21 protein-coding genes are annotated in these 23,939 nt (G+C 73.6%); 9 read left to right on the forward strand and 12 right to left on the reverse strand.

What is annotated here, in order from left to right:
* Positions 1-27 precede the first annotated feature (27 nt).
* On the reverse strand, positions 28-828 hold the full coding sequence (locus tag O2W20_RS11765; protein ID WP_269172438.1) for a hypothetical protein: 801 nt from the start codon (positions 826-828) through the stop codon (positions 28-30).
* Positions 829-1,382: 554 nt separating this feature from the next.
* Here O2W20_RS11765 and O2W20_RS11770 point away from each other — a divergent pair.
* Entirely contained in the window at positions 1,383-2,921 is a 1,539-nt protein-coding gene (locus O2W20_RS11770; RefSeq protein ID WP_269172437.1) for a sugar transferase, read from the forward strand.
* Between the two features lie 243 nt (positions 2,922-3,164).
* Here O2W20_RS11770 and O2W20_RS11775 read toward each other — a convergent pair whose 3' ends face one another.
* The 7 genes from O2W20_RS11775 to O2W20_RS11805 form a co-directional block, all read right to left on the reverse strand.
* Entirely contained in the window at positions 3,165-3,488 is a 324-nt protein-coding gene (locus O2W20_RS11775) for a hypothetical protein (protein ID WP_269172436.1), read from the reverse strand.
* A 13-nt stretch (positions 3,489-3,501) separates the two neighbouring features.
* Entirely contained in the window at positions 3,502-4,356 is an 855-nt protein-coding gene (locus tag O2W20_RS11780) for a tyrosinase family protein (protein ID WP_269172435.1), read from the reverse strand.
* 437 nt (positions 4,357-4,793) lie between these two features.
* A complete protein-coding gene (locus O2W20_RS11785; protein WP_269172434.1) occupies positions 4,794-5,846 on the reverse strand; it encodes a glycosyltransferase family 4 protein in 1,053 nt (350 codons plus the stop codon).
* Positions 5,847-5,848: 2 nt separating this feature from the next.
* On the reverse strand, positions 5,849-6,970 hold the full coding sequence (locus tag O2W20_RS11790) for a hypothetical protein (protein WP_269172433.1): 1,122 nt from the start codon (positions 6,968-6,970) through the stop codon (positions 5,849-5,851).
* 158 nt (positions 6,971-7,128) lie between these two features.
* Positions 7,129-8,100: a glycosyltransferase family 2 protein gene (locus tag O2W20_RS11795; protein WP_269172432.1), complete on the reverse strand. Its 972-nt coding sequence runs from the start codon at positions 8,098-8,100 to the stop codon at positions 7,129-7,131.
* Between the two features lie 15 nt (positions 8,101-8,115).
* The gene (locus tag O2W20_RS11800) at positions 8,116-8,781 is read right to left on the reverse strand and encodes a CHAP domain-containing protein (protein WP_269172431.1); all 666 of its coding nucleotides are present in this window, start codon (positions 8,779-8,781) and stop codon (positions 8,116-8,118) included.
* Positions 8,778-9,929 (reverse strand): Ig-like domain-containing protein, encoded by a 1,152-nt coding sequence (locus O2W20_RS11805; RefSeq protein ID WP_269172430.1) that lies wholly within the window; start codon positions 9,927-9,929, stop codon positions 8,778-8,780. The genes O2W20_RS11800 and O2W20_RS11805 overlap by 4 nt, the downstream gene beginning before the upstream one ends.
* 305 nt (positions 9,930-10,234) lie before the next feature.
* Between O2W20_RS11805 and O2W20_RS11810 the strand changes: the two genes are divergently transcribed.
* The 7 genes from O2W20_RS11810 (at position 10,235) to O2W20_RS11840 (ending at position 18,057) form a co-directional block, all read left to right on the forward strand.
* Positions 10,235-11,158 carry a hypothetical protein gene (locus O2W20_RS11810; RefSeq protein ID WP_269172429.1) on the forward strand — a complete coding sequence of 308 codons (924 nt, stop codon included), beginning with the start codon at positions 10,235-10,237 and terminating at the stop codon, positions 11,156-11,158.
* Between the two features lie 85 nt (positions 11,159-11,243).
* Positions 11,244-12,341, forward strand: coding sequence for a glycosyltransferase (locus O2W20_RS11815; protein ID WP_269172428.1), 1,098 nt, complete (start codon positions 11,244-11,246; stop codon positions 12,339-12,341).
* On the forward strand, positions 12,338-13,969 hold the full coding sequence (locus O2W20_RS11820) for a lipopolysaccharide biosynthesis protein (RefSeq protein WP_269172427.1): 1,632 nt from the start codon (positions 12,338-12,340) through the stop codon (positions 13,967-13,969). The genes O2W20_RS11815 and O2W20_RS11820 overlap by 4 nt, the downstream gene beginning before the upstream one ends.
* On the forward strand, positions 13,966-15,219 hold the full coding sequence (locus tag O2W20_RS11825) for a polysaccharide pyruvyl transferase family protein (protein ID WP_269172426.1): 1,254 nt from the start codon (positions 13,966-13,968) through the stop codon (positions 15,217-15,219). The genes O2W20_RS11820 and O2W20_RS11825 overlap by 4 nt, the downstream gene beginning before the upstream one ends.
* The gene (locus tag O2W20_RS11830; protein ID WP_269172425.1) at positions 15,220-15,771 is read left to right on the forward strand and encodes an acyltransferase; all 552 of its coding nucleotides are present in this window, start codon (positions 15,220-15,222) and stop codon (positions 15,769-15,771) included. It begins immediately after the preceding gene.
* A gap of 154 nt (positions 15,772-15,925) precedes the next feature.
* On the forward strand, positions 15,926-17,047 hold the full coding sequence (locus O2W20_RS11835; protein WP_269172424.1) for an acyltransferase family protein: 1,122 nt from the start codon (positions 15,926-15,928) through the stop codon (positions 17,045-17,047).
* 2 nt (positions 17,048-17,049) lie between these two features.
* Positions 17,050-18,057 carry a glycosyltransferase gene (locus O2W20_RS11840; protein ID WP_269185502.1) on the forward strand — a complete coding sequence of 336 codons (1,008 nt, stop codon included), beginning with the start codon at positions 17,050-17,052 and terminating at the stop codon, positions 18,055-18,057.
* A 112-nt stretch (positions 18,058-18,169) separates the two neighbouring features.
* On the opposite strand, the gene O2W20_RS11845 is transcribed toward O2W20_RS11840, so the two are convergent.
* Positions 18,170-19,972 (reverse strand): ABC transporter ATP-binding protein, encoded by a 1,803-nt coding sequence (locus O2W20_RS11845; protein ID WP_269172422.1) that lies wholly within the window; start codon positions 19,970-19,972, stop codon positions 18,170-18,172.
* Between the two features lie 159 nt (positions 19,973-20,131).
* Here O2W20_RS11845 and O2W20_RS11850 point away from each other — a divergent pair, with 159 nt between their 5' ends.
* A complete protein-coding gene (locus tag O2W20_RS11850; RefSeq protein WP_269172421.1) occupies positions 20,132-20,998 on the forward strand; it encodes an ATP-grasp fold amidoligase family protein in 867 nt (288 codons plus the stop codon).
* A 16-nt stretch (positions 20,999-21,014) separates the two neighbouring features.
* Here the strand turns inward: O2W20_RS11850 and O2W20_RS11855 are convergent, their stop codons facing one another.
* From O2W20_RS11855 to O2W20_RS11865, 3 genes are all read right to left on the reverse strand, one after another.
* Entirely contained in the window at positions 21,015-22,007 is a 993-nt protein-coding gene (locus O2W20_RS11855; RefSeq protein WP_269172420.1) for a sugar-transfer associated ATP-grasp domain-containing protein, read from the reverse strand.
* Positions 22,004-22,744, reverse strand: a complete 741-nt coding sequence (locus O2W20_RS11860; protein WP_269172419.1) for a hypothetical protein — start codon at positions 22,742-22,744, stop codon at positions 22,004-22,006. Before O2W20_RS11860 ends, O2W20_RS11855 begins: the two co-directional genes overlap by 4 nt.
* 61 nt (positions 22,745-22,805) lie before the next feature.
* Positions 22,806-23,939: a sugar-transfer associated ATP-grasp domain-containing protein gene (locus O2W20_RS11865; protein ID WP_269172418.1), complete on the reverse strand. Its 1,134-nt coding sequence runs from the start codon at positions 23,937-23,939 to the stop codon at positions 22,806-22,808.

The following is a 23,939-nucleotide window of genomic DNA, read 5'->3' on the forward strand; positions in this document are numbered from 1 at the left end:
CGTCGGTGTGGTCGGCGGCGTCCTGGCTCAGGGGGCGACGAGCGAGCCGTCCCGCTCGGTGACGGTGCTGGCGGCCGCCTCCGCCGTCGCGGAGGGCGCGGTGGCCGTCCCGACCGGGCCCGGGTCGGAGGGCAGCGGCACGGCCGCCGTCCCCAGCGTGCCCGAGGGCGACGACGGGGTCGGGCTGGGCTGCGGCGAGGACGGCGGCGAGGACGGCGGCAGGTCGGGGACCGGGACGATCTCGCGGGACGGCTCGTCGGCCGCCGGGGGGTCCGAGGTCTCCGGAGCGACCGGGGCGCTGGTCCCCGGGGTGCTGACGGGGGTCGGCGTCGCACCGGTCGGCACGGGCGCTGCCGGGCCGGGTCCGGCCGGGGCCGGCTCCGTCGGTGCAGCCTCGGTCGCGCCCGGCCCGTCGGCGGGGTGGCTGTTCGTGGGGGAGCCAGGGGCTGGCGGAGCGGTGATCGGGTCACTGGCGGTGCCGGACGGGGAGCGGTCCGCCCGGGTGGTCGCGGGGGCCGGTGGCGTGCGGTCGGGCTGCGCCGTCTCGGGGGCAGGACCGCCGGCGGCGGAGGGCGCACCGGTCGGGCTGGGCGATCCGGCGCCGGTCCGCGCCGCCAGTGTGTCCTCGGCCTGGTCGGGATGGGCGGCGATCTCGGCGGCGACGGCGTCGTGCAGACCCAGGGCGCTGGTGGACCGGGCGAGCACCGGGGTCACGGTGAGGAGCAGCAGCGTCGCGCCGGCGAGCACTCGCTGCGGGGTCCGGCTGCGGCGGCGGCGCGCATCGGGGTGTGAGCTCGGCGCCTCGTCCGCCGCGTGGCGTCGTCGCACCGGCCGCAGCTGCTGGGGGGCGGGCAACGGGGGCAGGGCCGGCTGCGCGAGGACCACCCGGTGCCGGCCGGTCTCGGTGAGGGCCGAGGGCGCCGGGACCTGGCGGTGGCGGCCAGAGGTCTCCGGGCCAGGTCGATCGGTGTGCACTGTCCTGCGTCCCCCCTCGCGCCGGTCAGCAGCCGACGACGGGAACGTAGCCGTCGTAGCAGGCTGTGCCCAGACGGCTACGGCGTGTCGGATTTGACACGCCGCGTCGCTCGAGGGGCATGGCGGAACTCGGCTCGTGATCCATTTCACGTGCAAGTGCAGATGTGCACCGATGGCGCAATGTCGGGGTGCCGATTGCAGTGAGTATTGACCGAATGACCGACTGTGCCTAATTGCTGAGCCGACATGGAAACCCGGTCGGATGTCCATTCTCGTGGGGTGCCGCTTTCGCTACAGCTTCGTTACCGTCACCCGTGCCGGTCGGACAGTGCAGTCATCGGTCCGTCTCAGACATGGCTACCAGGTCACGCCCCCCACACGGCGTCGGCCGCCCGGGGGTGCACTGCATGAGCATGATCGACGAGCGCAACAGCGCCGTCCGTACTCGACGCCGCACGGCGTCGAAGCACCGGGCGCAGGACCCCCGGCGCCGGACGTTCGCACTGTCCCGGCTGCGCGGTGAGGGCACCCTGGCCCGCCGGGCCTGGCGGGCCGAGTACGTGCAGCGCATCGCGATCGGCGACACGCTCGCAGCCGGGCTCGCCGCGGGTGTCGGCTACCTGACCCGCTTCGGGCCCGAGGGGATGGCCGCCAGCTCGCAGGCGTCGCTGTGGATGGCCGCGATCCTCCCGGTGGCCTGGGTGGGCCTCATGCTCGTCAGCCGCAGCTACGAGGAGCGCTTCCTCTGGGTCGGCCCGGAGGAGTTCCGCCGGGTCTTCTCCGCCGCCATCCTGCTGCTGGCCCTCGTCGGCACGGTCTCCTGGGGCTTCAAGCTCGAGCTCGCCCGGGGCTTCATCGTGGTCGCCCTGCCCCTGGCCACCGGCCTGTCGCTGCTGCAGCGCTACGCGCAGCGGCAGTGGCTGCACCGCCGCCGCGGTGAAGGCCGTTTCCTGCAGACGGCGATCATCGTCGGTCACCGCAGCGGGGTCACCGCGCTGCACGCGCAGATCGACCGCGAGGCCTATCACGGCTACCGGGTGATCGGCTGCTGCCTCCCGGCTGCCCCTCAGGGCGAGTCCCCGGAGGCCTTCGACGGGCTGCCGGTGCTCGGCACCCTCGAGGAGGTGGTCGACGTCGTCCACGCCTACGAGGTCGACACCGTCGCCGTGCTGCCCTCCCCGGAACTCGACGGGCCGGCGCTGCGCCGGCTGGGCTGGGACCTGGAGAAGACCCGCGCCGAGCTGCTGCTGGCTCCCGCGGTCACCGAGATCGCCGGCCCCCGGGTGCGCATCCGGCCGGTGTGCGGGCTGCCGCTGCTGCACGTGGAACGGCCCGAGCTGCGCGGCGTCCGCAGGCTCACCAAGGAGTCGTTCGACCGCATCTCGGCCACGCTGGGCATCCTGGTCATCCTGCCGGTGCTCCTCGCCCTGGCCCTCGCCGTCGGGCTCACCAGCCGCGGTGGGGTCTTCTACCGCCAGGAGCGCGTCGGCCGGGACGGGCAGACCTTCGGGATGCTGAAGTTCCGCACCATGGTCGCCGGCGCCGACCGGATGGTGCCGGACCTGACTTCGCAGAGCGACGGCAACGGCGTGCTGTTCAAGATGAAGGGCGACCCGCGGGTCACCCCGGTCGGCCGGGTGCTGCGCCGCTACTCCCTGGACGAGCTGCCGCAGCTGCTCAACGTGCTGCGCGGTGAGATGTCCCTGGTCGGCCCCCGCCCGCCGCTGCCCACCGAGGTCGAGCGCTACGGCTTCGACATGCACCGCCGCTTCCTGGTCAAGCCCGGGATCACCGGGCTGTGGCAGGTCAGCGGTCGCTCCGACCTCTCCTGGGACGACTCGGTGCGCATCGACGTCCGGTACGTGGAGAACTGGTCCCTGGCCTTCGACTTCATGATCCTGTGGAAGACCGTGGGTGCCGTCTTCCGCGGCTCCGGCGCCTACTGACGCAACCGCCGGCGCGCTGCGCCGTGCCGCGGGATCCCTGCCGCTCCGCCCTGTGGCGGAGCGGCAGGTCCGCGTTCAGGACCGTGAGGTGGGCAGGGGGACGCCCCGCGAGGCAGCCAGGACCGCACCGCCGTCATCGGGTGACCCGCGCCGTCCGGACTGCCCACGGACGTCAGCGACCCCCTCGGGCAGTCGCCCGAGGGGGTTGCAGAGGTCGGTGGCGTCCGGTCAGGAGGACGCCCGCTAGATGATCAGCAGCCCGGCGTCCTCGGCCTGGATGACGGCCTCGACGAGCTTGCGCGGGGACTTGTACGTCCCGAAGGGGAGCAGGTGCGTGGCGTACCCGTCGAGCATCCGCTCGAGGTGCACCCCGTGCCGGCCGTTGATCACGGCGTGGGCGCTCTTCCCGACCTTCTGGATCACGACGGCGCGCCCCCGCGACGAGAAGCGTTCCTCGCCTGCGGCGGCAGCGGCCGGCATGTCGTCGAACGGAGGGGTGCCGGTCACGGCCACTGCCGTGCCGACGACGGCCACGGAGGCCCCCACCATGAATCGCCTGCGGTCCATGAGCCTGGTCCTCCTAGACGTATCGGTAGTTGAGTCGGTTGATGTCCAGGACGTCGGCCGGCGTCCGCGGCACGACCAGGCCCTGCATCGTGTCGTTGAGGTTGTGGCCGGTCGGGCCGCCGGATGCGGGCTGGTAGTTGTTCACGCCACGCATCCCCTGCCAGACCCACCAGAGCCGGTCCACGTTGCAGTGGGTCAGCCAGAAGACCGGGTCGTTCGGCGAGGTGCCGGCGAGCATGTCGCCGCCCACCCACCGGTGCACCAGGTTGTGCATGCGGGGGCCTCCGGACCAGCCCTCCATCCGGTTGCGGAAGGTGGCCACGCTGGCGTCCCAGGGGGACCTGTCGTAGGTGGTGTAGCGGTCGATGGCGTCGGTGACCTGTCCCGGGGTCGGCAGGCTGCTCGACCCGCGGGGGTCGCGACCGAGGAGCCGGATCAGGCCGGGGGTGGAGCGCGGGACGACGGCGCCGGTGCTGTTGTTGACGATCAGTGCCACCCAGTGCGCGAACGGCCCGTTGAGGACCCGGTTGCCCCGGGCCGGGTCGCCGTCGCCGCCGATGCCCCCCGCGGTCCACAGGGGCGAGCGTCGCGGGTCGCCACCGTTGAGCGCCGTGTCGTTCTGCCACCGCCAGTAGGGCATGCCCTCGATCGACGGGTCGACGGCCTGCAGGGCGTTCTCGATGTCCAGCAGGGTCGCCCGGTGCCACGGGAGGAAGGCGGGTGCGCGATGGGCGGCGTTGCGGGTGGAACCCGCCGGGGTGGCGATGTTCATCGCCTCGACGTGCTTGCGGATGAAGTGGTCGTAGGTGCCGTTCGCCTTCAGCACGTTGAACGCCGAGGTGAGCCGCTGCACCTCCCCGGCCGACATGCTCAGGATGTTCCGTCTCGTCCCTGTCATCAGGAAAACGCCCCTTCCACGGTGCCTCGCACGAGATCGTGAGTCGTCGACCGATCCCTGGTCTCGGGGGTCGGCTGGACTCTGTGACGAGACGGTGGTCCGAAGGGTGACGGCGGGTCGGCCACGAGCATGTCCGACCCTTCGACGACGGTTGACGGCAACACAGGTGAGTGCAATTCGGCCACCATTGATCCGCACTGGGAGTGCGAACGAGGTGGTCGACCACTCGTCAAGTCGTCGACACCATAGCCACATCTGTCTCTGCTAAGGACAGGGGTTCTCACGCATTTCTTTCCGTGATCGCGGAGTCACGATCTGCATTCTCAAATGTCACTCATCGCGCACATTCGGTGACGCGATGGTGCGCCTCGCGGGCCCTCGGTCCCGTCGACGGATCGCCGGCAGGCTCAGCCGGCCGGCGGGGTGCCCGGGCCGGACGGACGGCGGTCGGCGAGCGCGGCGAGCCACAGGTCCTCGACCCGGGGGAACACCGCGTCGGCGCTGAAGCGCTCCTCGAACGCCTGCAGGGCCGATGTGGCCAGCTGCGACCGGCGCTCCGGGTCGCTGAGCACCGACTGGAGGGCGGCCCGGAACGCCTCGGCGTCCCCGGGCGGTACGACGATGCCGTGCTCGTCGCCCAGGACCGCGGCGATGCCCCCGACGTCGGTGGAGACGACGCAGTTGCCGCGGGCCATGGACTCCAGGATGAACATCGGCATCGCCTCGTCCCGGGAGGGCAGCACCGCGACCCGGGAGCGGTCCAGCAGCGCCATGAGCTCCTCGTGCGCCAGCGAGCCGGCCATCGTGAGCCCGCCGATGCCCGGACGCACGAGGTCGGCGTCCTGGACCGGGCCGGCCACGACCAGCTCCCAGCCCGGGGCGTCGATCCGGGACCACGCCTCCTGCAGGACGTCGATCCCCTTGCGGTGCGACACGACGCCGCCGAAGACCACCAGGTCCTCCTTCGCCGTGGGCGCGCTGGAGGGGATCGCGTTCGGGATCAGCACCACCCGCTCGGCCGGCACGAAGCGGGCCGCCACCTCCGAGGACTCGGCCGACAGGCTGATCACCCGGTCCGCGCCGCGCAGCGCCCAGCCGGTCAGCCGCGGGTGCGCCGCGGCGAAGGCGGCGAAGGAGCTGCCGTGCAGGTGCGCCACCGTGGCGATCCCGCGACCGTGCGCCACCCGCATCAGCGCGCCCTCGCGGAGGAACGACCCCCGCTCGGACAGGTGCGCCACCACGACCGAGGTCCGCCGGGGCAGCCGCAGCACCCGGGCCAGCGCGCCGCTGGCCTTCACCAGGGCAGCACGCAGGTCGTGCGGGTTCCCCCGGGAGGTGATCACCGCGACGTCCACCCGCGGGAAGGGCCACGCCAGGTAGCCGTTCATCACCTGCGTCATCCCGCCCGGGATGTCGCCCACGCGGCCCAGGTGGTGCACGGTCGGCCGGGACGTCTCCACGGTCAGCCCGCGACCGGCTCGGTGGTGGCCGGCGCCGCCGGGGAGCGCCCGGAGAGCACCTGCTGGACGTCGTCGCGGTGCCCGCGCAGCCGCCGCCGGGCGTCCAGGAGGGCGCCGAACAGCTCGGCCCGCCGTCCGGCGAGGGCCTCCAGTCGGGCCACCAGCTCGTCGGCGGAGTCGATCGCCGCCGACACGGCCACCCCCGTGATCCCGATGGTGGTGAAGTGCCGGTCCACCTTGTCGGAGCTCTCGACCGGTGAGCCGACCGGCACCGCGCCCTCGGTGAAGGCGGCGATGACCACGTGCAGCCGGTCCGACAGGACGATCGCGGTGCGGGAGTACAGCTCGCGCAGCCGGCGCTCCTGCTCGTCGTGGCCGGTGGGGCCGACCCAGCCGAGCACCTGCCCGCCCAGGTCCGCCGCCAGTCGCCGGGTGCGCTCCTCGTCGGTCCACACCTGGGTGACGGCCCAGATCTCCAGCTCGTGCGCGGCGGCGTACGCCCGGACGCCGTCCAGCCAGGCCTGGCTGGGGTAGGGGCGCGCCGGGTCCTCGCCGCGCATGGAGACCACGAGCGCGTTCCGCTCGGGAGCGGGGGAGGCGAACCTCGCGACGGCGGCGTCGTCGGCCCCCTCGCCGAAGGCCAGGTCCGGCATCACCGCACCGGTGCCCATGTACCGGCCGGTCGCGTCGTCGCGCCACAGGGTCCGGTCCGACAGTGCGATCGACGGGCGCATCAGGGCCCGGGGCACGGCCGCGTAGTTGCGCGTGCCGACCCCGGCCCGGACCGCCGCGCCGCCCCGCAGCTTCAGCGCCACCAGCAGGGGCAGCAGGGAGAGGTGCTCCTTCATGCCCACGAGGGTCAGCTGGATCTCCCCGGGCTTGAAGACGTAGGCCGCCTGGCCCCGCACGGCCGAGGCGAGGGCCACCCGGTACCAGGCCCGCAGCGACCGGTAGACGCGGTCTCCCGGCCGCAGCCCGAGGCCCTCGTCGTAGCCGGCGGGGGAGGCGCCCACGTAGACGTGCAGCTCGCCCACGGGCCGGACCCAGTCGAGGAGCTGACGGCGCAGGATGATGTCTCCCACGTTCTCGTACTGGCCGCGGCCGATCGCGAACACCTTGGTCATGCGGGCGCCTTTCGGGGACGGTGGCGGCGGTGGCGGTGGCGTCGACGGCACCTCGGGACGCGCAGGTCCGCAGGTCACCTCGACGGCACCCTAGGAGGCGCCGGCCCGGCGGCTCACGGAGCCGCAGAACCGTAACGCACCGTTCACGACCCGGGCGCTCACCGGTCGGCGACGGCCAGCAGCCGGCGGTAGGCGGGGAGGGACACCTTGGCCGACACCGCCAACGCCAGTCGCTTGGCGTCCCGCCGGCGGGCCAGCAGCACCAGCTCCCGGACGCCGAGCCGGCCGCGCAACCGGCGCAGGTGCTCGGCGCTCTGCTCGGGGCTGTAGGAGCCCAGGACGGCGTCCTTGATCCCGGAGAGGGTGAGGTAGCGGGTCACGAAGTACCGGTACTCGGCCGTGTCCGTCGTCCCGGGGCCGACCTGCCGGGCGGCGGACTCGACCGCGGTGGCGATGAGCTCGAGGGACTCGGCCCGCTGCGACCGGCTGGTGATGATCGAGGCGCTGCGCACCCGGTACTCGTAGACGGTGACCGGCAGGAAGCCCACCCAGCGGGCGCCGGCGACCGCCTGGGCGACCATGGCGAGGTCGGACTGGACCCGGGCGGGGGTGAAGTCGATGCTGCCCAGCAGCTCCCGGCGGAACAGCTTGTTCCACAGGTGCCCGGTGATCTGGCCGGTCAGGAAGAGGCTGAACGCGTCCCGGCCCGGGACGGGAGGGCCGGCCGGCGGCTCGGTGCTGGTGGGTGCCTTGCCGGACTCGAAGGTGGCGCGCGCGCCGGCGACCACCACGTCCGTGTCGGGGGACGCGAGCGCGGCGGCCAGGAGCTGCGCGGCGGCGTCGGACGGCCAGCTGTCGTCGGAGTCCACGAACCAGATCCAGTCCGCGGTCGCCTCCCGCACCCCGCGCTCCCGCGCCCGCGCGACCCCGCCGTTCTCCGGCAGGGGGACGAACCGGACCCGGGGGTCCCGGTCGGCCGCGGCCCGGGCGATCGCCCGCGACCGGTCGGTGGAGCCGTCGTCGACGACGACCAGCTCGACGTCCACACCCTCCTGGCCCAGCACCCGGTCGATCGCGTCGGCGAGGTGGGCCTCGTCGTTGTAGACGGGCAGGACGACGCTGATCAGCACGTTTCCTCCGGGAGGTCAGGCGTAGGCAGGGTAGCCGTAGCTGATCAGCTCCTCGTCCTCCCACGGGCGGGCGTACCGGCGCACGAAGCGCTCGGGGTAGGGGAGGGAGAAGGGGTGGTCGCCCTCGACCGTCTGGGGGACGCCACGGGTCACCGAGGTCACCAGCCCCACGTGGTGCGGCCGGTTGACCTCGCCGCGGGAGTAGAAGACCAGTGCGCCCGGCTCCGGGTCCGAGCCCACCCGGCCGGCGCGCTGCAGCTCCGCGTGCAGGGTCACCGGGTCGGCCGTCGTCGGCAGCCCGACGTCGCGCAGCAGCCAGCTGACGTAGATGGCGCTCCACGGCTCGGAGGTCTCCCCGAACCAGGCGCGCCACGGGCTGCCGAGCAGCCGGCGACCGGCGGTCTGGTCGGCCTCGGCCAGCACCGCGTCCAGGGAGCCGGGCACCAGCAGCGACGGCGCCGGCGGCTCCGGGGCCGGCGCGGGGGCCGGCACCGGCGGGGGCTCCGGCGTCCCCTGCCGGTTGATCCCCGCCACGACGGCCGCACCTCCCGCCAGGACGGCGCCCCCCGCGAGCAGGAAGGCGCGACGGCTGACCGGCCGACCACCCCGGGCCGGGGCGGGCCGGCCGTCGGGGTCGGCCGGCGGGTCGCCGCGGAGGGACGGGCCGTGCGGGTCGATCACGCCGGCACCCCGTTCCGGTAGGACCCCGGGTCGGCTTCCTCGACCGTGCGGGCGATCCGGTGGCCGGTGTGCCACAACGTCACCCGGTCGAAGCGGCCGGCCACCCGGTAGAGCTGCATGTCGGTCCGGTGGTCCGCGGAGTCCGGCCGGAGCAGCACCCGGGGCACCTGGAGCCGGCCGTCGGCGAGGTGCATCGGGCGGACCGCCGTGGACTCCCCCTGGTTGACGTGGCACTCGACCCAGCCGGACCGGATGGACGACGACGCCCGGATCCGGAACACCACGTCGGTCCACTGCCCGCGGCGGTAGGGCAGGGACAGGAAGGGGACCGGGTCGCCGGGGTTCAGCTCGTTGCCCCGCACGCTGAACTCGTCGATCGGGTCGTCGGGCGTGCGGCGCTCGGTGTGCAGCACGAACGGGGAGCCCTGCTCGTAGGGCGGCCCGTAGAACTGGAAGACCGCGATGTAGCCGGAGGCGTCGCCACCGGGGGCGAGGACGCCGTCCCGGGGGTGGACGGAGGGGAAGTCCTCCGGCGGCAGGAAGGCGAACCCGACGCAGAACTCGTCGCCCTCGCGGATGTTGGACACGCTCGAGGACTGGAACCGCACGGTCGTCGACGTCGGCTGGTCGCGGTCGCCCCGCGCGCTGTCCGGCACGGAGACCCGGACGGCCCGCCGCGCCGGTCCGAGCACCGGGTCGGGCTCGACGGAGGCGTACTCGGCCCCGACGACGGCCGTGTTGCTGGCCAGCCACTGCTCGGTCGAACCGCTGTAGTCCGCCGCCCAGGCCAGCTCCTCCCGCCAGCCGCCGGCCGACTCCGCACGCGCGGCATCGCGGTCGTTGGCGGTGACGACGGCGACGTGCGGCGCCTCGACCCGGATGCCGTCCACGACCGCCGAGGCGGTGATCCAGAAGAGTGCGTCGGCCGGCGCGGGGACCTCGGGGTCCACCAGCTTGCGGGTGGTGTCCCAGCGGACGGCGTACGTCCGGTCGCCCACGGACTCGGCCCGCCGGGTCCCGAACCGGGGGTCCCCGATGGCGACCGTGACAGTGCTCACCCTGCTGCCGCCGCGCACCTCGACCCGCACCTCGACCGTGCCCCGGACCCGGGCCCCCGGCGCAGGACTCAGGATGGCGATCGAAGCCATGTTCCTCCTCGGGGACGGGCGCGGGACGGTGCCACGGCGGGCCGTGGGCCTGGGAATTGGCCTTCGTCCAGGGTACGTGCCGGGACGGCGGTGCCGGCCGTTCGCGGCTGCGCACGAGCCGGGCCGGGCTCGACGGGGTCCGGTGCCGCGTCGCGGCGTCCCCCGTCCGGGTGACACCCGGACGAGCTCGACCCCAGGTCGGCCCTGGCATCTGCGGTCGGCGGGGGCTAGCTTTCCTGTACACCCGTTCCGGTCCTGCGGCTCGGTGCGACCACCCGTCCCGGTTCTCATGGAGGGCCCAGCCCGTGTCCCGAGTCCACCCGGACGTCACCGCGTCCGACCTCCGCTCCGTCCGCGGCCCCCTGGCCAGCCGGCGCGCCGTCCTGATGGGCGCCGCAGCTGGGCTCGCCGGCGTGGCTGTCGGTGCCGGGCCCGCCCAGGCCGCCCCGGTCTACACCCCGATCCCGAAGCTGCCGGGCGAGGTCTCCCGCAGCGACACCCGGACCACCCGGATCGGGAAGAAGAAGTACGAGGCGATCGAGGTCGTCTGGGGCAAGGACCGGGCCCGGCTCTACGTGCCGTGGGCCACCCCACCGAAGGCGCCGAAGCCCGGCGCGGTGGCCTGGCTGTACCACTCGAACGGCAGCACGCACACGGCGCTCGACGGGGCCTACGCCTACCCCGCCATGCTGATGGTCGACCGCGGTGCGGTCTGCGTCTGCCCCAACTTCGGTGGCAGCAGCACCTGGACCACGCAGGCCGCCCTCACCCACCAGGTCAACTGGGACAAGTACATCAGCGCCGTCTTCAACGTCGGCGTGGCCTTCGCCCGTGCCAACTCCGGTGGCGGCTCGCTGATGACCTACGCGTACGCGAACGACATGGTGCGCGGGATGCGCGGGATATACCTCGCGAACGCCACCTACGACATGGAGGACCTGTACGCGCGGGACCCGGCCCGGATCGGCCCGCCCTACGGGAACGACCCGGCGCTCATCGCGGCGACGAACCCCGCCCGCCTGCCGCAGAGCGCCTGGGCCGGCAAGCGGGTCAAGACCGTGGTCTCCCTCGTGGACCCCGTCGTCCCGCCGGCCCGGCACGGCCTGGCGCTGGCCGACCTCGCCCGGCCGGTCGCGGCCGACGTGCGGGTCCAGTACCACGACCAGGGGCACACCGTGCCGGGTTGGACGCACTCGGACATGGCGGCCACCTTCTCCTCCTGGCTGTGAGCGCCCGTCCTCGGCCTGATGTCCGTTGCACCGAGCTCCGGTCCGTCGTCCCGCAGGCGGCACCCGTGACCGCGCGGGGAGCGGCGTGCGCGAGGCCGGACCGTGGGGTGCCTGGCGACGGGTCCGGCCGGTCGTGACCGGCCGCCGGCCCATGCGTCCGGCGGCCGTGCGGAGCGGCACCGACCGGCGCCTGGTGGTGCTGCACTCCCTGCGCGAGCCGGACGGCACCACGCAGTACGCCGACCAGATGGTCGACGGGGCAGCCTCGGACGTCGACATCCGCTTCTTCGACTGGCAGACGGGGCTGTTCGGCCGGTACGACGTGCTCCACGTGCACTGGCCCGAGCTGCTCATCCGCGACAGCCGGCGGCCGTGGTTGCGCTTCGTGAAGCGCCGGCTGCTGGACCTGCTGCTCCTGCGGCTGCGGCTGCGGCGGATCCCGCTGGTCTGGACGGCCCACAACCTCAACCCGCACGAGCAGGGCAGCCGGGCCGACCACCGGTCGCTGGACCGGTTCTACCGGCACGTCGACCTGGTCATCCGGCTCAACCCGGCCAGTCCGGTCACCGCCGGGCGCGAGACGGTGACGATCCCGCACGGTCACTACCGCGAGCCCTTCTCCCGGTACGCGCAGCCGGAGGCGGAGCCGGGGCGGGTCCTCTACTTCGGCATCATCCGGCCGTACAAGGGCGTCGACCTCCTCATCGCGGCCTTCCGCGGCCTCCCCAGCGACGACCTCCGGTTGCGGATCGTGGGCAACCCGCACCCCGGCCAGGCCGAGCTGGTGCACGAGGCCTGCCAGGGCGACCCCCGCATCGACACCCTGCTCCGCCTGGTGAGCGACGAGGAGCTGGTCGAGGAGATCCGCCGGTCGCAGCTGGTGGTCCTGCCCTACCGGGGGAGCATGCACAACTCCGGGTCCCTCTTCGCGGCGCTGTCCCTCGGTCGCCCGGTGCTCGTCCCGGAGTCGCCGACCAACGCCGCGCTGGCCGAGGAGGTGGGCCCCGGGTGGATCCTGCAGTACTCCGGTGAGCTGACCCCGGAGGTGCTCGGGTCGGCGATCGCCTCGACGGCCTCCCGGCCGAGCGCGGAGCCCCGGCTGGACGACCGCGACTGGGCGCGGATCGGGCTCCACCACCGCGACGCCTACCGCCGGGCCCGAGCGCTCAGCGGGCGAGGGTGACCGCCGACCCCGAGGCGAGCACGGCACGTCAGCCAGGACTGGCCGCGGCAGCCTCCCGGGGCGCCGCCGTCACCCTGGGCGGCCAGGGGCTCCGCGTGCTCGTCCAGCTGGTGGGCATCGTCGTGCTCGCCCGGCTGCTCGACCCGGAGGACTACGGCCTGGTCGCGATCGTGGCCCTGATCGTCGGCTTCGGGGAGCTGTTCCGGGACTTCGGCCTCTCCTCGGCCGCCGTGCAGGCGAAGACGCTCTCCGACGGGCAGCGGGACAACCTGTTCTGGCTCAACACCGGCATCGGCGCGGTCCTCGCCGGGCTCGTCTGCGCCGTCTCGCCGCTGATCGCTCTCGCCTTCGACGACGACCGGCTCACCCTCGTCGCCGTCGTCATGTCCGCCACGTTCCTGCTGAACGGGGTGTCCACCCAGTACCGGGCGATGCACACCCGGCACCTGCGGTTCGGCAAGCTGGCGCTCTCCGAGATCGGCGGGCAGGTCGCCGGGGTGACCGTCGGCATCGTGCTCGCCGTCCTCGGGGCCGGCTACTGGGCGCTGGTGGCCCAGCAGCTCACCCAGGGGCTGGTCGCGCAGGTGTTCCTGGTGGCCACCAACCGGTGGCTGCCGGGCTGGGTGGACCGGCGCGCGTCCGTCCGGCCCTTCCTCGGCTACGGCCTGCCACTGCTCGGCTCGCACCTGCTCAACTACCTGGGCAGGAACATGGACACCCTGGTGCTGGGCGCCCGCTTCGGGGTGGCGTCCGTGGGCATCTACAACCGCGCCTTCCAGCTGGTCATGATGCCGCTGCTGCAGGTCCAGGCACCGTCCACCCGGGTGGCCCTGCCGGTCCTCTCCCGGCTCCAGGACGACAAGAAGCGGTTCGCCGAGTTCATCAGCTTCGGCCAGGTCGCGCTGCTGACCCTGATCGGCGGCCTGTTCGCCGCGCTGTTCGCACAGGCCCCGTCCGTGGTGCGCGTGATGCTCGGGTCCCAGTGGACGGAGGCGGTGCCGATCTTCCGGGTGCTGCTCGTCGCCGGGTTCTTCCAGGCCGCCACCTACGCCACCTCGTGGGTGTTCCTCGCCAAGGGGCTGACGCGGTCGCAGTTCGTCTACGCGCTGGTGACCCGGCCCGTGGTCGCCGTCCTCATCGTGGTCGGCTCCATCTGGGGGCTGCAGGGCGTGGCGGCGGGCTACGCGGTCGGGGCGGCGCTGGTGTGGCCGGTGGCGCTGCTCTGGATCGCGCGCATCTCCGACGCCCCCGCCGGCCGGATGTTCCGCAACGGGCTCCGCACCGGGCTGGTCTTCAGTGCGGCGTCGGCGCTCTCCTACCTGTCCACGGTCGCGCTGCCGGCCGACGCGCACGCGTTGCGCCTGGTCGTCGGGGTCGCCGCCGTGCTCGCCGCAACCGGTCTCACCGCGTTGGTCTGGCCGACGTTCCGCCGCGACCTGCGCGACATCGCCGGGATGCGAAGGTACTTCCGACGCGGGCAGCGCCGCCCGGCCGACCGGACGGCGGGCGACGCCGAGGAGCCGGTGACCGCGCCGGCCGCCCAGACCGCCGACCCGGCCGCCCTCTCCGCCACCGGCGCGGCGGCCACCGACCCGATCACGACCCCGAAGGCGGGCATCGACCGATGAGCAAGGCCATCCAGCGCGCGCAGCGGATCTGGCGACGAGCGGTGGTGGGGTCGGGGCTGCCCGGGCTCGTCGACCGCACGATCATCCGCTCCCGGGTGCGCGCCGAGCCGGGCGAGCGGACCACGCACCTGCTCCTGGCCGCCCCCGGCGGCGGCAACGTGGGGGACCAGGCGATGCTCGAGGCGGTGCTGGAGAACACCGCCGGGCCGGTGACCCTGGTCGTCCCCGACCGCGCCTCGGTGGAGCTGCCCGAGGAGTTCCGGCAGCGGGTGGAGGTCCTGGAGATACCGCACCTGGTCTACGGGACCGGAGCCGACCACCGGGCGTCGGTGGCGTCGTTCGGCCGCGCCCTCGCGGGGGCCGCGCACCTGTCCGTCCTCGGGGCGGACGTGATGGACGGCCGGTACTCGCTGCCGGCGTCGGTGCGCCGGTCCACCCTCGCCCGGGCCGCGGCTCGCGCCGGGGTCGAGACCCGGGTCATCGGGTTCAGCTGGAGCGACCGCGCCCGGGTCGCGGCGCGGCGGTCGCTGGCGGCCGCGGCTCGCGACGGGGTGCGTCTCCTGCTGCGCGACCCGATCTCCGCCGGGCGTGCCCGGCGGGACGGGATCGCCCCGGTCGAGGAGGTCGCGGACGTCGTCTTCGCCGCCCGGAGCGTCGACGGCTCAGCGGCCGACCAGCTGCTGCAGGACGTCACCAAGCCGGTCGCGCTGGTCAACGTCAGCGGGCTGCTGGCCGACCGGATGGACCAGACCGAGGAGTACGTCCGCATCGTGGCGGCGCTGCGGGAGCGGGGCCTGCACGTGCTGGTCCTCCCGCACGTCGACCGGGCGCAGGCCGGCGACATGGCGGCCTGCGCCGCCCTGATGGCGCGGGTGGGGGAGCTGGCCGACGTGAGCGGTGTGCCGTCGATCCTGAGCCCCGCGCAGGTCCGTGGGCTCACCGCGCGGGCGAGCATCGCGGTGACCGGGCGCATGCACCTGGCGGTCATGTCGTTCCTGAACGGCGTCCCGGCGATCACGCTGGCGTCCCAGGGCAAGGTCGAGGGCCTCATGCAGTTGTTCGGGACGCCCGAGCTGCGCATCGACGCAGCCCCCGGCTTCGCGGCGGAGGTGGTCGAGGTGGTCGACCGGGTCCTCCCGGCGGACTCGGCTGCCCGCGAGTCGATCCGGCAGGCGCTGCCGGGGGTCGTGGCGATGGCGCGGCGCAACACGGCCGACCTGTCGGCGCCCGTCACCACCGGGCAGGCGTAGATGGCCGGCAGGATGCGTGGCGCGCTGGCCAGCTCGGTGGCCGGCAGCCCGGTCTGGGCTCCCCGTACCCGGGCGCGACTGCTCAAGGCGCTGGGCGTCCGGGTGCACGGCAGCGCCCGCGTCTACCCGTGGATCCGTTTCGTCGGCGGCGTCGACCACCTGGAGATCGGTCGGGGGGCCTTCGTCAACGTCAACGCCACGATCGGTGCCAACGCCCGGATCGTCATCGGCGACCGAGTGCACCTCGGCCCCGGGGTCAGCCTGCTGCCCACCTCCCACGAGGTGGGGCCGCGGGAGCAGCGCGCCGGAACACCCGGCAGTGCTCCGATCACGATCGGGGCCGGGGCCTGGCTCGGCGCCGGGGTCACCGTCCTGGGCGGGGTGACCATCGGTGAGGGCTGCGTCATCGCCGCCGGCAGCCTGGTCAGCGCTGACACCCAGCCGGACGGCGTCTACGGTGGAGTGCCGGCACGGCTGATCCGCCGCCTGGGTCCGTCGGGATCCGAGCCGGCACCGTCCCGGGCGGAGCCGACGCCCTCCACGGCAGAGTGAACATCGTCCTTCCAGCCCGCCGGGTGATCACGATCCCCGTACCGTCGGAGTACCGGCTGTTAGGGTCCGCCCGGATGACCGGCGGGTTACCGCGGCATCACATGACCGGACGCGGTCGGGCGACGGACCAGGCCGTAGGGAGAACGGAACCTCGATGAGCGCCCACAGTGCGGCCCCGACGACGGGGCGGTTCGCGTGGCTCGAGCCCGTCAAGGGCCTGGCCATCTTCATGGTCATCGCCTACCACGTGACCCTGTACCTGAAGACGGCGGACGTGGACGCCGTGCTCGGCCGCGCCAAGGCCGTCTTCGAGCTCTTCCCGATGCCGGCGTTCTTCCTGATCGCCGGGATCTTCGCCGGCCGGCACGGGGCCACGAAGTTCCGCGCGCTGTGGAAGCGGCGGCTGCTGCCACTGCTGTACCTCTACGTCGTGTGGTCGGTCATCCGGACCGTCTTCTACTTCGTCGTCCCCGGGCTCAACGGCGAGCTGGGTGAGATTCCGGCGACCGACCCGCTGGCGCTGCCGCTCATCCTGTTCTGGCCGAGCAGCAGCTACTGGTTCCTCTACGCCCTCTTCCTCTTCACCCTCGGCCGCTGGCTGATCGCCCGGGCGCCGGTCTGGGTGCAGCTGGCCGGTTCCGGGCTGGTCTCCACCCTCTTCACCAGCGGCCTGGTCGACGCGCAGAACATCGGCTGGAACCGGGTCGGGGCGCTCTTCTTCTTCTTCGTGCTGGGCGCGGTGTTCTCCCGGGAGATCCGGGACCTCGTCGCCCAGGCGCGGCCGGTGCACCTCGGGATCGCGTTCGCCGCCCTCGTCGTGTCCACCGCGCTGATCGTCCTGGGCTTCCGCTGGGTCCCGCTCGTGGTGCTCGTCGGGCAGCTCTCCGCCGTCGCCGTGGGCATCCTGATCACCCGGTACCTGGTCCGGCTGCCGGGCTTCGGCATCTTCACCTCGATGGGCCAGGCCAGCCTGAAGCTGTACCTGTTGCACCTCTACATCATCGTCGTGGCGACCGCTCTGATCGGGCTGCTGGACCCGGCCTGGCCCCGGTGGATCGACGTCGGCGTGCAGGTCGCCCTGGTGATCGTCACCGTCGTCGCGTCGTTCGGGCTGGCCCGGCTCACCAGCCGGGTGCGCTGGCTGTACGCCCCACCGGCCTTCCTCCGCGGTCCGCGTCGGCGCGGTGCACGGCAGGACCCCACTCCCAACGACCCCGAGGCGGCGATCAGCCCGCAGCGCGACCTGACGCCCCGGCCCACCGAGACGAGGGAATGACGATGCCCCGGGAACTGCCCGAGCTCCGGCCGGGTGCCGAGCGGCGGCTCGTGCTGGCTGCGTCCACCGGCGGTCACCTCGCCCAGCTGGTCCGCCTGGCCCCGGGGCTCGGCGCGTCTGCCGACTCGCTCTGGATCACCTTCGACACCGCCCAGAGCCAGTCGCTGTTGGCGGGCCGGAACGTCCTGCACGTGCCCTACATCCGCCCGCGGGAGGGGCTGAAGATCGCCCGGGCGTTCCGGTCGATCCTGCCCCGGCTGCGGTCGGAGGAGTTCGACGCCGCGGTGAGCACGGGGTCGGCGCTGGCGCTGGCCGCGCTGCCCGCCGCGCACCTGGCCGGGATCCCGACGCTCTACATCGAGAGCGTCTCGCGGGTGAACGGCCCCTCCGTCAGCGGCCGGGTCCTGGCCGCGATGCGGTTCGCCCAGCTGCGCACGCAGCACCCGGCCTGGGCGGGCGGCCGCTGGGGCACGCACCCGAGCGTCTTCTCGGCGTACCGGACGGTGCCCCGGGCCGACCGGCCGGAGGGGCCGCCGCGGCTGTTCATCACCCTGGGCACGCTCCGCGGGTATCCCTTCCACTCGATCATCGACCGCGTCCTCGAGTTCGGGCTGGCCGACGAGAACACGGTCTGGCAGCTGGGCGAGACGGAGCCCGCGACCGAGCTGCCGGGCCAGGTCCACCGTGAGGTGTCCGGTGCGGACTTCGACAGGTACGCGCGGGAGGCCGACGTGGTGATCACCCACGCCGGTGTGGGCAGCGTCCTCGGGCTGCTGGAGATGGGGATCTCGCCGATCGCGGTGGTCCGCCGCCGCGCCCGCGGTGAGCACGTCGACGACCACCAGCAGCAGCTGGCGTCGCTGATGAAGAGCAGTGGGATCGGCGTCGCCGTCGAGGTCGACGAGCTCTGCCCGGAGGTCGTCGCGGCTGCGGCCCGCGTCCGGGTGGAGGTCGACCCCAGCGGGCCCGGGGAGACCGGGACGTCGCTGTCGGGCACCGACCTGCCGTGACGGCCGCCGCGCGGTGCGCGGCGACCGGAGAGCAGTGCGGGCCGGGCATCGCCGGGGGTGACCGGCGGGCCCGCTGACCCGCCGGCCGGGGACGTCGGGGGAGCCGGCGGGCTCAGGTGACGGTGTGCCCCGCCTGCGAGATCGCGGTGATCTCGCGGAAGAACTCGTTGTCCTGCATCAGGGCCGAGGGCGCGTCGATGGCCTGCAGCCGCCCGGCCCCCATCACCATCACCCGGTCGCAGATCGACAGGGTGGACACCCGGTGCGCGACGAGCAGGAGCAGGACCTCGCCCTTCATCCGGGCCAGGGACTCCTGGACCGCCTGCTCGGACTTGACGTCCAGGGCGCTGGTGGGCTCGTCGAGGATCAGCACGTCGGGCCGGCCGGCCAGAGCGCGCGCGAGGCACAGCCGCTGCCGCTGCCCGCCGGAGATCGCCGAGGCCCGCTGCCCGATGACCGTCTGGTAGCCCTCGGGCCAGCTGATGATCTCCTCGTGCAGCGAGGCCTTGCGGGCGGCCTCCTCGACCTCGGCGTCGGTGATGCCGTCGCGGTAGAAGCGGATGTTGTCGGCGACCGTGCCCCACAGCAACTGCGGGCTCTGCGGGACGTAGGAGACGCGTTCCCGCCAGTCGCTGAGCCGGAAGTCGCGGGCGTCCTGGCCGTTGACCGTGACGGTGCCGCTGGTCGGCAACCGCAGGCGCAGCAGCAGCTGCACGATGGAGGACTTCCCGGCCCCGGACGGACCGACGATGCCGATCACCTCACCGCGACTCGCCTCGAAGGAGACGTCGTGGAGGACGGGGGCCGTGGAGTCGTAGGCGAAGTCGACGTGGGACATGCCGAGCCGCTCGACCCGGGACAGTGGCTGGTCGCCGTCCTGCCGGGTGTGGCCGGCGTAGTGGTCGAGCGCGCGCCGCAGCCGGCCCATGTACGGGATCAGCTCGTTCATCCGGGTGGAGGAGGCCTGGATCCGCTGCCCGAAGGTCAGCGACCGGATGAGGATGAGGACGACGGCGCCGAGCTCACCGATCGCCGTCGCCCCGGACAGGTGGACGATCATGAGGGCGAGGAGCAGCAGGAAGAAGGCGACGCTCTGGTAGAGCGCCGGCACGGCCCGGTTGAGGAAGCGGGTCTGCAGGAGCGGACGGCGCACCTCCTGGATCATCTTCTCCACGGCGTCGCGGTAGGCCCGGTTGGCCCCGAAGACCTGGGTCTCCTCGGCCAGCTGCACCATCTCCTGCACGCCCTTGGCGTACTCGACGTTCTCCGCGCTCAGCGCCCGGGCGTGGCCGCGCTGGCGGCGGGCCAGCGGCGCCAGCATCACGAACAGGACCGCCGAGGCCCCGATCAGGATGAGCGCCGTCGGGGCGCTGAGCAGGAAGGCGGAGGCGAGCAGCGTGAAGAACATCAGGACGGCGCTGATGCCCTCGGAGAGGGTGGTGACCGCCGCCGAGGCCTGGATCGCCTGGGTGGTCATCAGCGACTGGAAGTGCCCGTCGCGCTCGGCCGACTGGATCTTCCAGGACGCCGAGGTGAACCGCTCGAACAGGTCGCGCCGGAGGGCGGCCATCACCGATGCGCTCATCGACGCGGGGACGTAGGCGAGCCAGACCTGCAGCGCGCCGCGGAAGACGGCCAGCCCCAGCCCGATGGCGCAGAGGACGAGCAGGGGGGCAGTGGCCTCGAAGGGGCCCGGGATGGCGTCGACCTGCGTCTGTCCCTGGGAGAGCGCGGTGGCGAGGGAGGCGACGAGCGCCAGCAGCGCGGCCTCGACCAGACCGGCGATCACCGAGCCGCCGGCCATCACCGCTATGCGCGACTTCGACGAGCCGAGGAAGGGGCCGAACTGCTGCCAGGCGGTCCTGTAGCGCCGGACGACCCTGGTCGGGGTCGGCCACTGCTTCGGCAGTGACAACTGCCCTCCTGAGATCACGTGCGCGGCCCCGTCCGGGGCGTGGTCAGGCAGAACCTTACCGTCGACGGCTGGCCGTGCGGAGCGTCGTGGACCACACTGGCGCGAGGGCCGACCTTGCGGCGCGGCGTTCCGTCTGTTGGAGTGTGCGCCGTGCCGCCGGTGCCGTTCTCTCGTCTCGACCTGCAGCGGCTGGTTCCCGTACAGCTGCGGCGGGCGAGGAAGTTCTACCTCCGACACGGTCGGCTCCCTCCGCTGATCGGGTTCGAGACCTTCAACGACAAGGTGCAGTGGCGGGTCACCCGCGACCGCCGCGAGCTGCTCCGGACCACCTGCGACAAGCTGGCGATGAAGGAGCACGCGGCCCGGCTCACCCCGGATCTCACCCGGACGCCGGAGACCTACTGGTTCGGCACCGACGTCGCCGAGCTGCGCGACGTGGAGCTCCCCGCGAACTGGGTGCTGAAGCCCAACCACGCGAGCCAGCGGGTCATCATCAGCGGTGGCCCCGCCGACGTCGAGGAGCTGGCCGAGCAGGTCGCGGGCTGGGTGACCGAGCCGTACTGGCGGCGCAGCGGCGAGTGGGCCTACCGCACGGCGCGCCCCGGGCTGCTGGTCGAGGAGTTCATCGGCACGCCGGGTGAGGTGCCCGCCGACCTCAAGCTGTTCGTCTTCGACGGCCAGCCGCGGGTGGTCGCCGTGCACAGCAAGGACGGCGACGTGCACAAGGCCCGGTACTACAGCACCGACTGGGAGCCGCTGCCCTGGACCGGTGGCTACGCACCGGGGCCCGACACCCCCCGACCGGAGCGGCTGGCGGACATGCTGAAGGCAGCGTCCCTGCTCGCCGCGGACTTCGACATGATGCGGGTCGACTTCTACGAGCACGACGGGGTGCTGTGGTTCGGGGAGCTGACCCCCTACCCCGCGGCCGGGCTGGCCCGCTACGAGCCCGAGCTGGACCGGCTGCTGGGCAGCTGGTGGGAGCTGCCCGTCACGGGCCCGAGAGGGCTGCTCCGCCTCCGCTGAGCGGGGGCCGCCGTGCTCAGGCGTGCCGGCGGTCCAGCAGGCCGTGGTCGACGTAGAACCGCCGGACGCGCGGGTCGGCCAGGAAGGACCCGTGGAACTGGAACACGTTCAGGTTCGGGACGCCGGCGTTCCCCTCGAGGACCAGCGGGCCGCGATCGGTGACGCAGACGTCCCAGCCGACGTGCGTGACCTCCGGGAACGCCGTCATCAGCTCCCCGACCAGGTCGAGCACCTCGCCCCAGTGCGGCACGGTCTCCCCGGTGATCGGCGCCCCGGTGTCGGGGTGCCGGTCGTGGGAGGGCCGGCCCCGCTCCCGCGGACGGCCCACGGCCGGGCCGAGGCGTCCGGACCCGAGGTCGACGGCGCTGCACAGACCGCCGGAGCTGACGTTGTCGACGGCGCCGCTGGCCGCCGTGCCCCATCGGTGGACGGCCGCGGCGACCACCGGGTCGCCGTCCGGCAGTCGGATGGCCAGCGCCCGCAGGGTGTTGAGCGAGCCCGGGTGGACCGCCCGGAGGTCCGGGTGCTGTTCCAGCCGCTCCTGCACCAGCAGGGCGGCTGCCGGCTCGCCGGCGACCAGGCTCGCGACCCGCTCGCCCTCGACGATGCGGACCCCACGCCCCCCGGCGCCGTCCAGGGGCTTGAGGACGACGCCGTCCGCGGCCCGCATCCGGTCCAGCGCCGCGGCGGACCGGCCGTGCAGCACGCCGCGGAGCCCGACGCCGTAGACCTCGGGGGCGGACGCCGCGAGGCCCCGGGCGACCACGGCGTCGGCGAAGACGTTCTTGTCCTCCAGCAGCCGGGCGCCGGCCGGGTGGTTCAGTCGGCGCAGCCGGGCCTCGACCGCGGCGTCGCTGATGAACGGGACGGCGGGGTCCTGGATGCCGGGGTAGGCGTACCAGCGGTTGGAGAGGAAGCCCCGCCGCCACATCGAGGGGTGCAGGCGGCCGACGTACTGGCGCCGCTCCAGCCGCGCCATCGTGCGCAGCAGCGTCGCCCGGCTGGTCACCCGGCGCTCCGGACCCGGCGCCGGGCGGCCCGGGCGAGCCGGCGCGGGGTCCGGGCCAGCTTGCGACCGAGGACCAGGGGCGGAGGAGCGAAGGTGATCCCCTCCCGGTTGGTCAGCTGGCAGGGCCGGCACTGGCCACAGGGGAGGTCGCCCAGCGGGTCGTGGCAGAACCAGCGCTGCGACAGCAGGTCCAGGAAGCCGTGCTCGCGGGCGATCGCGGCCATCTCGCCCTTCGTCGTCCGGAGGACGGGGAAGGACCAGAACCGGAACATCTGCGCCTCGGGTGCGCTGCTGAGCGTGCCGCGGTCGTCGGTGAAGACGAGGCGGTGCAGCGCGGTGGGGCCGTCGTCGTGGGCCTGCATGCAGATCTCCACGTCGGACCAGCCCAGCGCCTCGGCGACGCCGGCGAGGTAGACGTACTGGCTGCCGATCCAGGTTCCGTTGCGCAGGATCGAGGCGTTGAGCGCCTGGAGTTCCGCCGACGGCGGGAAGTCCCAGCGCAGGTGCAGCTCGGTGGGGGCCAGCATCGCCGGGTCGTCGAGCCGGGGCAGCAGCTGCTCGCGCATCCGGGCCATGGTGCTGAGCTCCAGCAGCGTGCTGCGGCGCTCGGGGTTGACCACGTAGACCGGCTGCACCGGCCGGTGCTCGACGAGCAGCGCCTGCATCAGCCGGAAGGAGGAGTCCCAGCCTCCGGTCCACAGCAGTCGGATGGGGGTGCGGTCCTCAGCGGCGCTCATCGCCGTCCTCTCGTTCGTTCCAGGGGTCACCGGCCGGGTGCCTCGCAGCCGGCGGCGGGGGTCATCGGGAGGTGAGGGCGCGCCCGGTGCGCCGGACCACCCGGCGGGCGCGGTCCTGGCCCCGGACGAGGACCCCGACGGCGACCTGCCGCGACAGGCGGCCGGTGGGCAGCGGCACCCCGAGGCCCTCGAGCCGCTCCCGGGTGTCCGGGTCGGCGAGCCAGCCCTCGTCGGCCAGCATCTGGGAGCCGCGCAGGCTCCAGTGCACGTTGCCCTCCAGCAGCACGGGGCCGTCCGGGCCGATCACGACGTCCCAGCCGAGGAAGCGCAGCCCGGGGAAGAGGACGGCGGCGCGGCGGCACAGCTCCGTCGTCTCCTGCCACAGGGGCAGCTGCCGGCCGGCGAACCGCTCGCCGGTGTCCGGGTGGTCGGTCAGGTCGCCCGGCACGCCCTTGAGGATGCCCGGGCCCATCACGCCGGTGGTCACGTCGATCGGGATGCTGACCCCGCCGGAACCCCAGTTGTCGATCATGCCCCCGCGCCGGCCGAGGCGGATGCTCGCGGCGTGCACGTGCGCCGTCCCGTCCTCGGCGACGGTGGTCAGGACGCGGCAGGTGTTGGTCGTGGTGGGGGCGAGCGGCTCGAGCTCGGGGTGGTTGCGCACCGCGTGCTGCAGGACGTAGCCGCTGACCCCGCGCTCACCGCCCGGGTCGAGCGCTGCGAGGACCTGCTCGAGGCTGGTCTCCTCCCCGGTGCGGGTGGTGGCCGTGCCGGTCGCGTGGTCGATCCGGTCGAGGATGACGATCTGCGCGCCCTGCCCGCCGCCGGCCGGCTTCACCACCAGCCCGGACGGCCGCTCCCGGTCCAGCTCGGCGAGGACCTGTGGCACGGTGCGCATCGGGCGCAGCCCGTCCCAGCTGACGCCCTGGATGCTGTCGAAGAAGCCGATGGTCGGCGGCACGGACAGCCCGAAGCCGTGGGCGAAGCGGTAGAAGACCCACTTGTGCTCGGTCAGCACGTGGTTGCGGGGGTCGTTGACGACGTCCTGCACGAACCGGCGGTTCCAGTCGCTGCCCAGGTACCGGCCGGCGTCGGAGCTCGGGCGCCGGCCGTCGAACCCGTAGGCCGGGATGTCGGCGGGGCGGAAGCCCCACAGCCACACCAGCTTGCTGCGCTGCAGCCAGGTCAGGGTCAC

Source organism: Modestobacter sp. VKM Ac-2982 (assembly GCF_026967935.1).
Classification (GTDB): domain Bacteria; phylum Actinomycetota; class Actinomycetes; order Mycobacteriales; family Geodermatophilaceae; genus Modestobacter.

Excerpts from the sequence above, each read along its gene's own strand:
- O2W20_RS11775 (WP_269172436.1), bottom strand. The coding sequence starts at position 3,488 with ATGGACCGCAGGCGATTCATGGTGGGGGCCTCCGTGGCCGTCGTCGGC.
- O2W20_RS11805 (WP_269172430.1), bottom strand. The coding sequence starts at position 9,929 with ATGGCTTCGATCGCCATCCTGAGTCCTGCGCCGGGGGCCCGGGTCCGG.
- O2W20_RS11825 (WP_269172426.1), top strand. The coding sequence starts at position 13,966 with ATGAGCAAGGCCATCCAGCGCGCGCAGCGGATCTGGCGACGAGCGGTG.
- O2W20_RS11860 (WP_269172419.1), bottom strand. The coding sequence starts at position 22,744 with ATGAGCGCCGCTGAGGACCGCACCCCCATCCGACTGCTGTGGACCGGA.
- O2W20_RS11780 (WP_269172435.1), bottom strand. The coding sequence starts at position 4,356 with ATGTCGGCCGGGGAGGTGCAGCGGCTCACCTCGGCGTTCAACGTGCTG.
- O2W20_RS11770 (WP_269172437.1), top strand. The coding sequence starts at position 1,383 with ATGAGCATGATCGACGAGCGCAACAGCGCCGTCCGTACTCGACGCCGC.
- O2W20_RS11830 (WP_269172425.1), top strand. The coding sequence starts at position 15,220 with ATGGCCGGCAGGATGCGTGGCGCGCTGGCCAGCTCGGTGGCCGGCAGC.
- O2W20_RS11790 (WP_269172433.1), bottom strand. The coding sequence starts at position 6,970 with ATGACCAAGGTGTTCGCGATCGGCCGCGGCCAGTACGAGAACGTGGGA.
- O2W20_RS11835 (WP_269172424.1), top strand. The coding sequence starts at position 15,926 with ATGAGCGCCCACAGTGCGGCCCCGACGACGGGGCGGTTCGCGTGGCTC.
- O2W20_RS11840 (WP_269185502.1), top strand. The coding sequence starts at position 17,050 with ATGCCCCGGGAACTGCCCGAGCTCCGGCCGGGTGCCGAGCGGCGGCTC.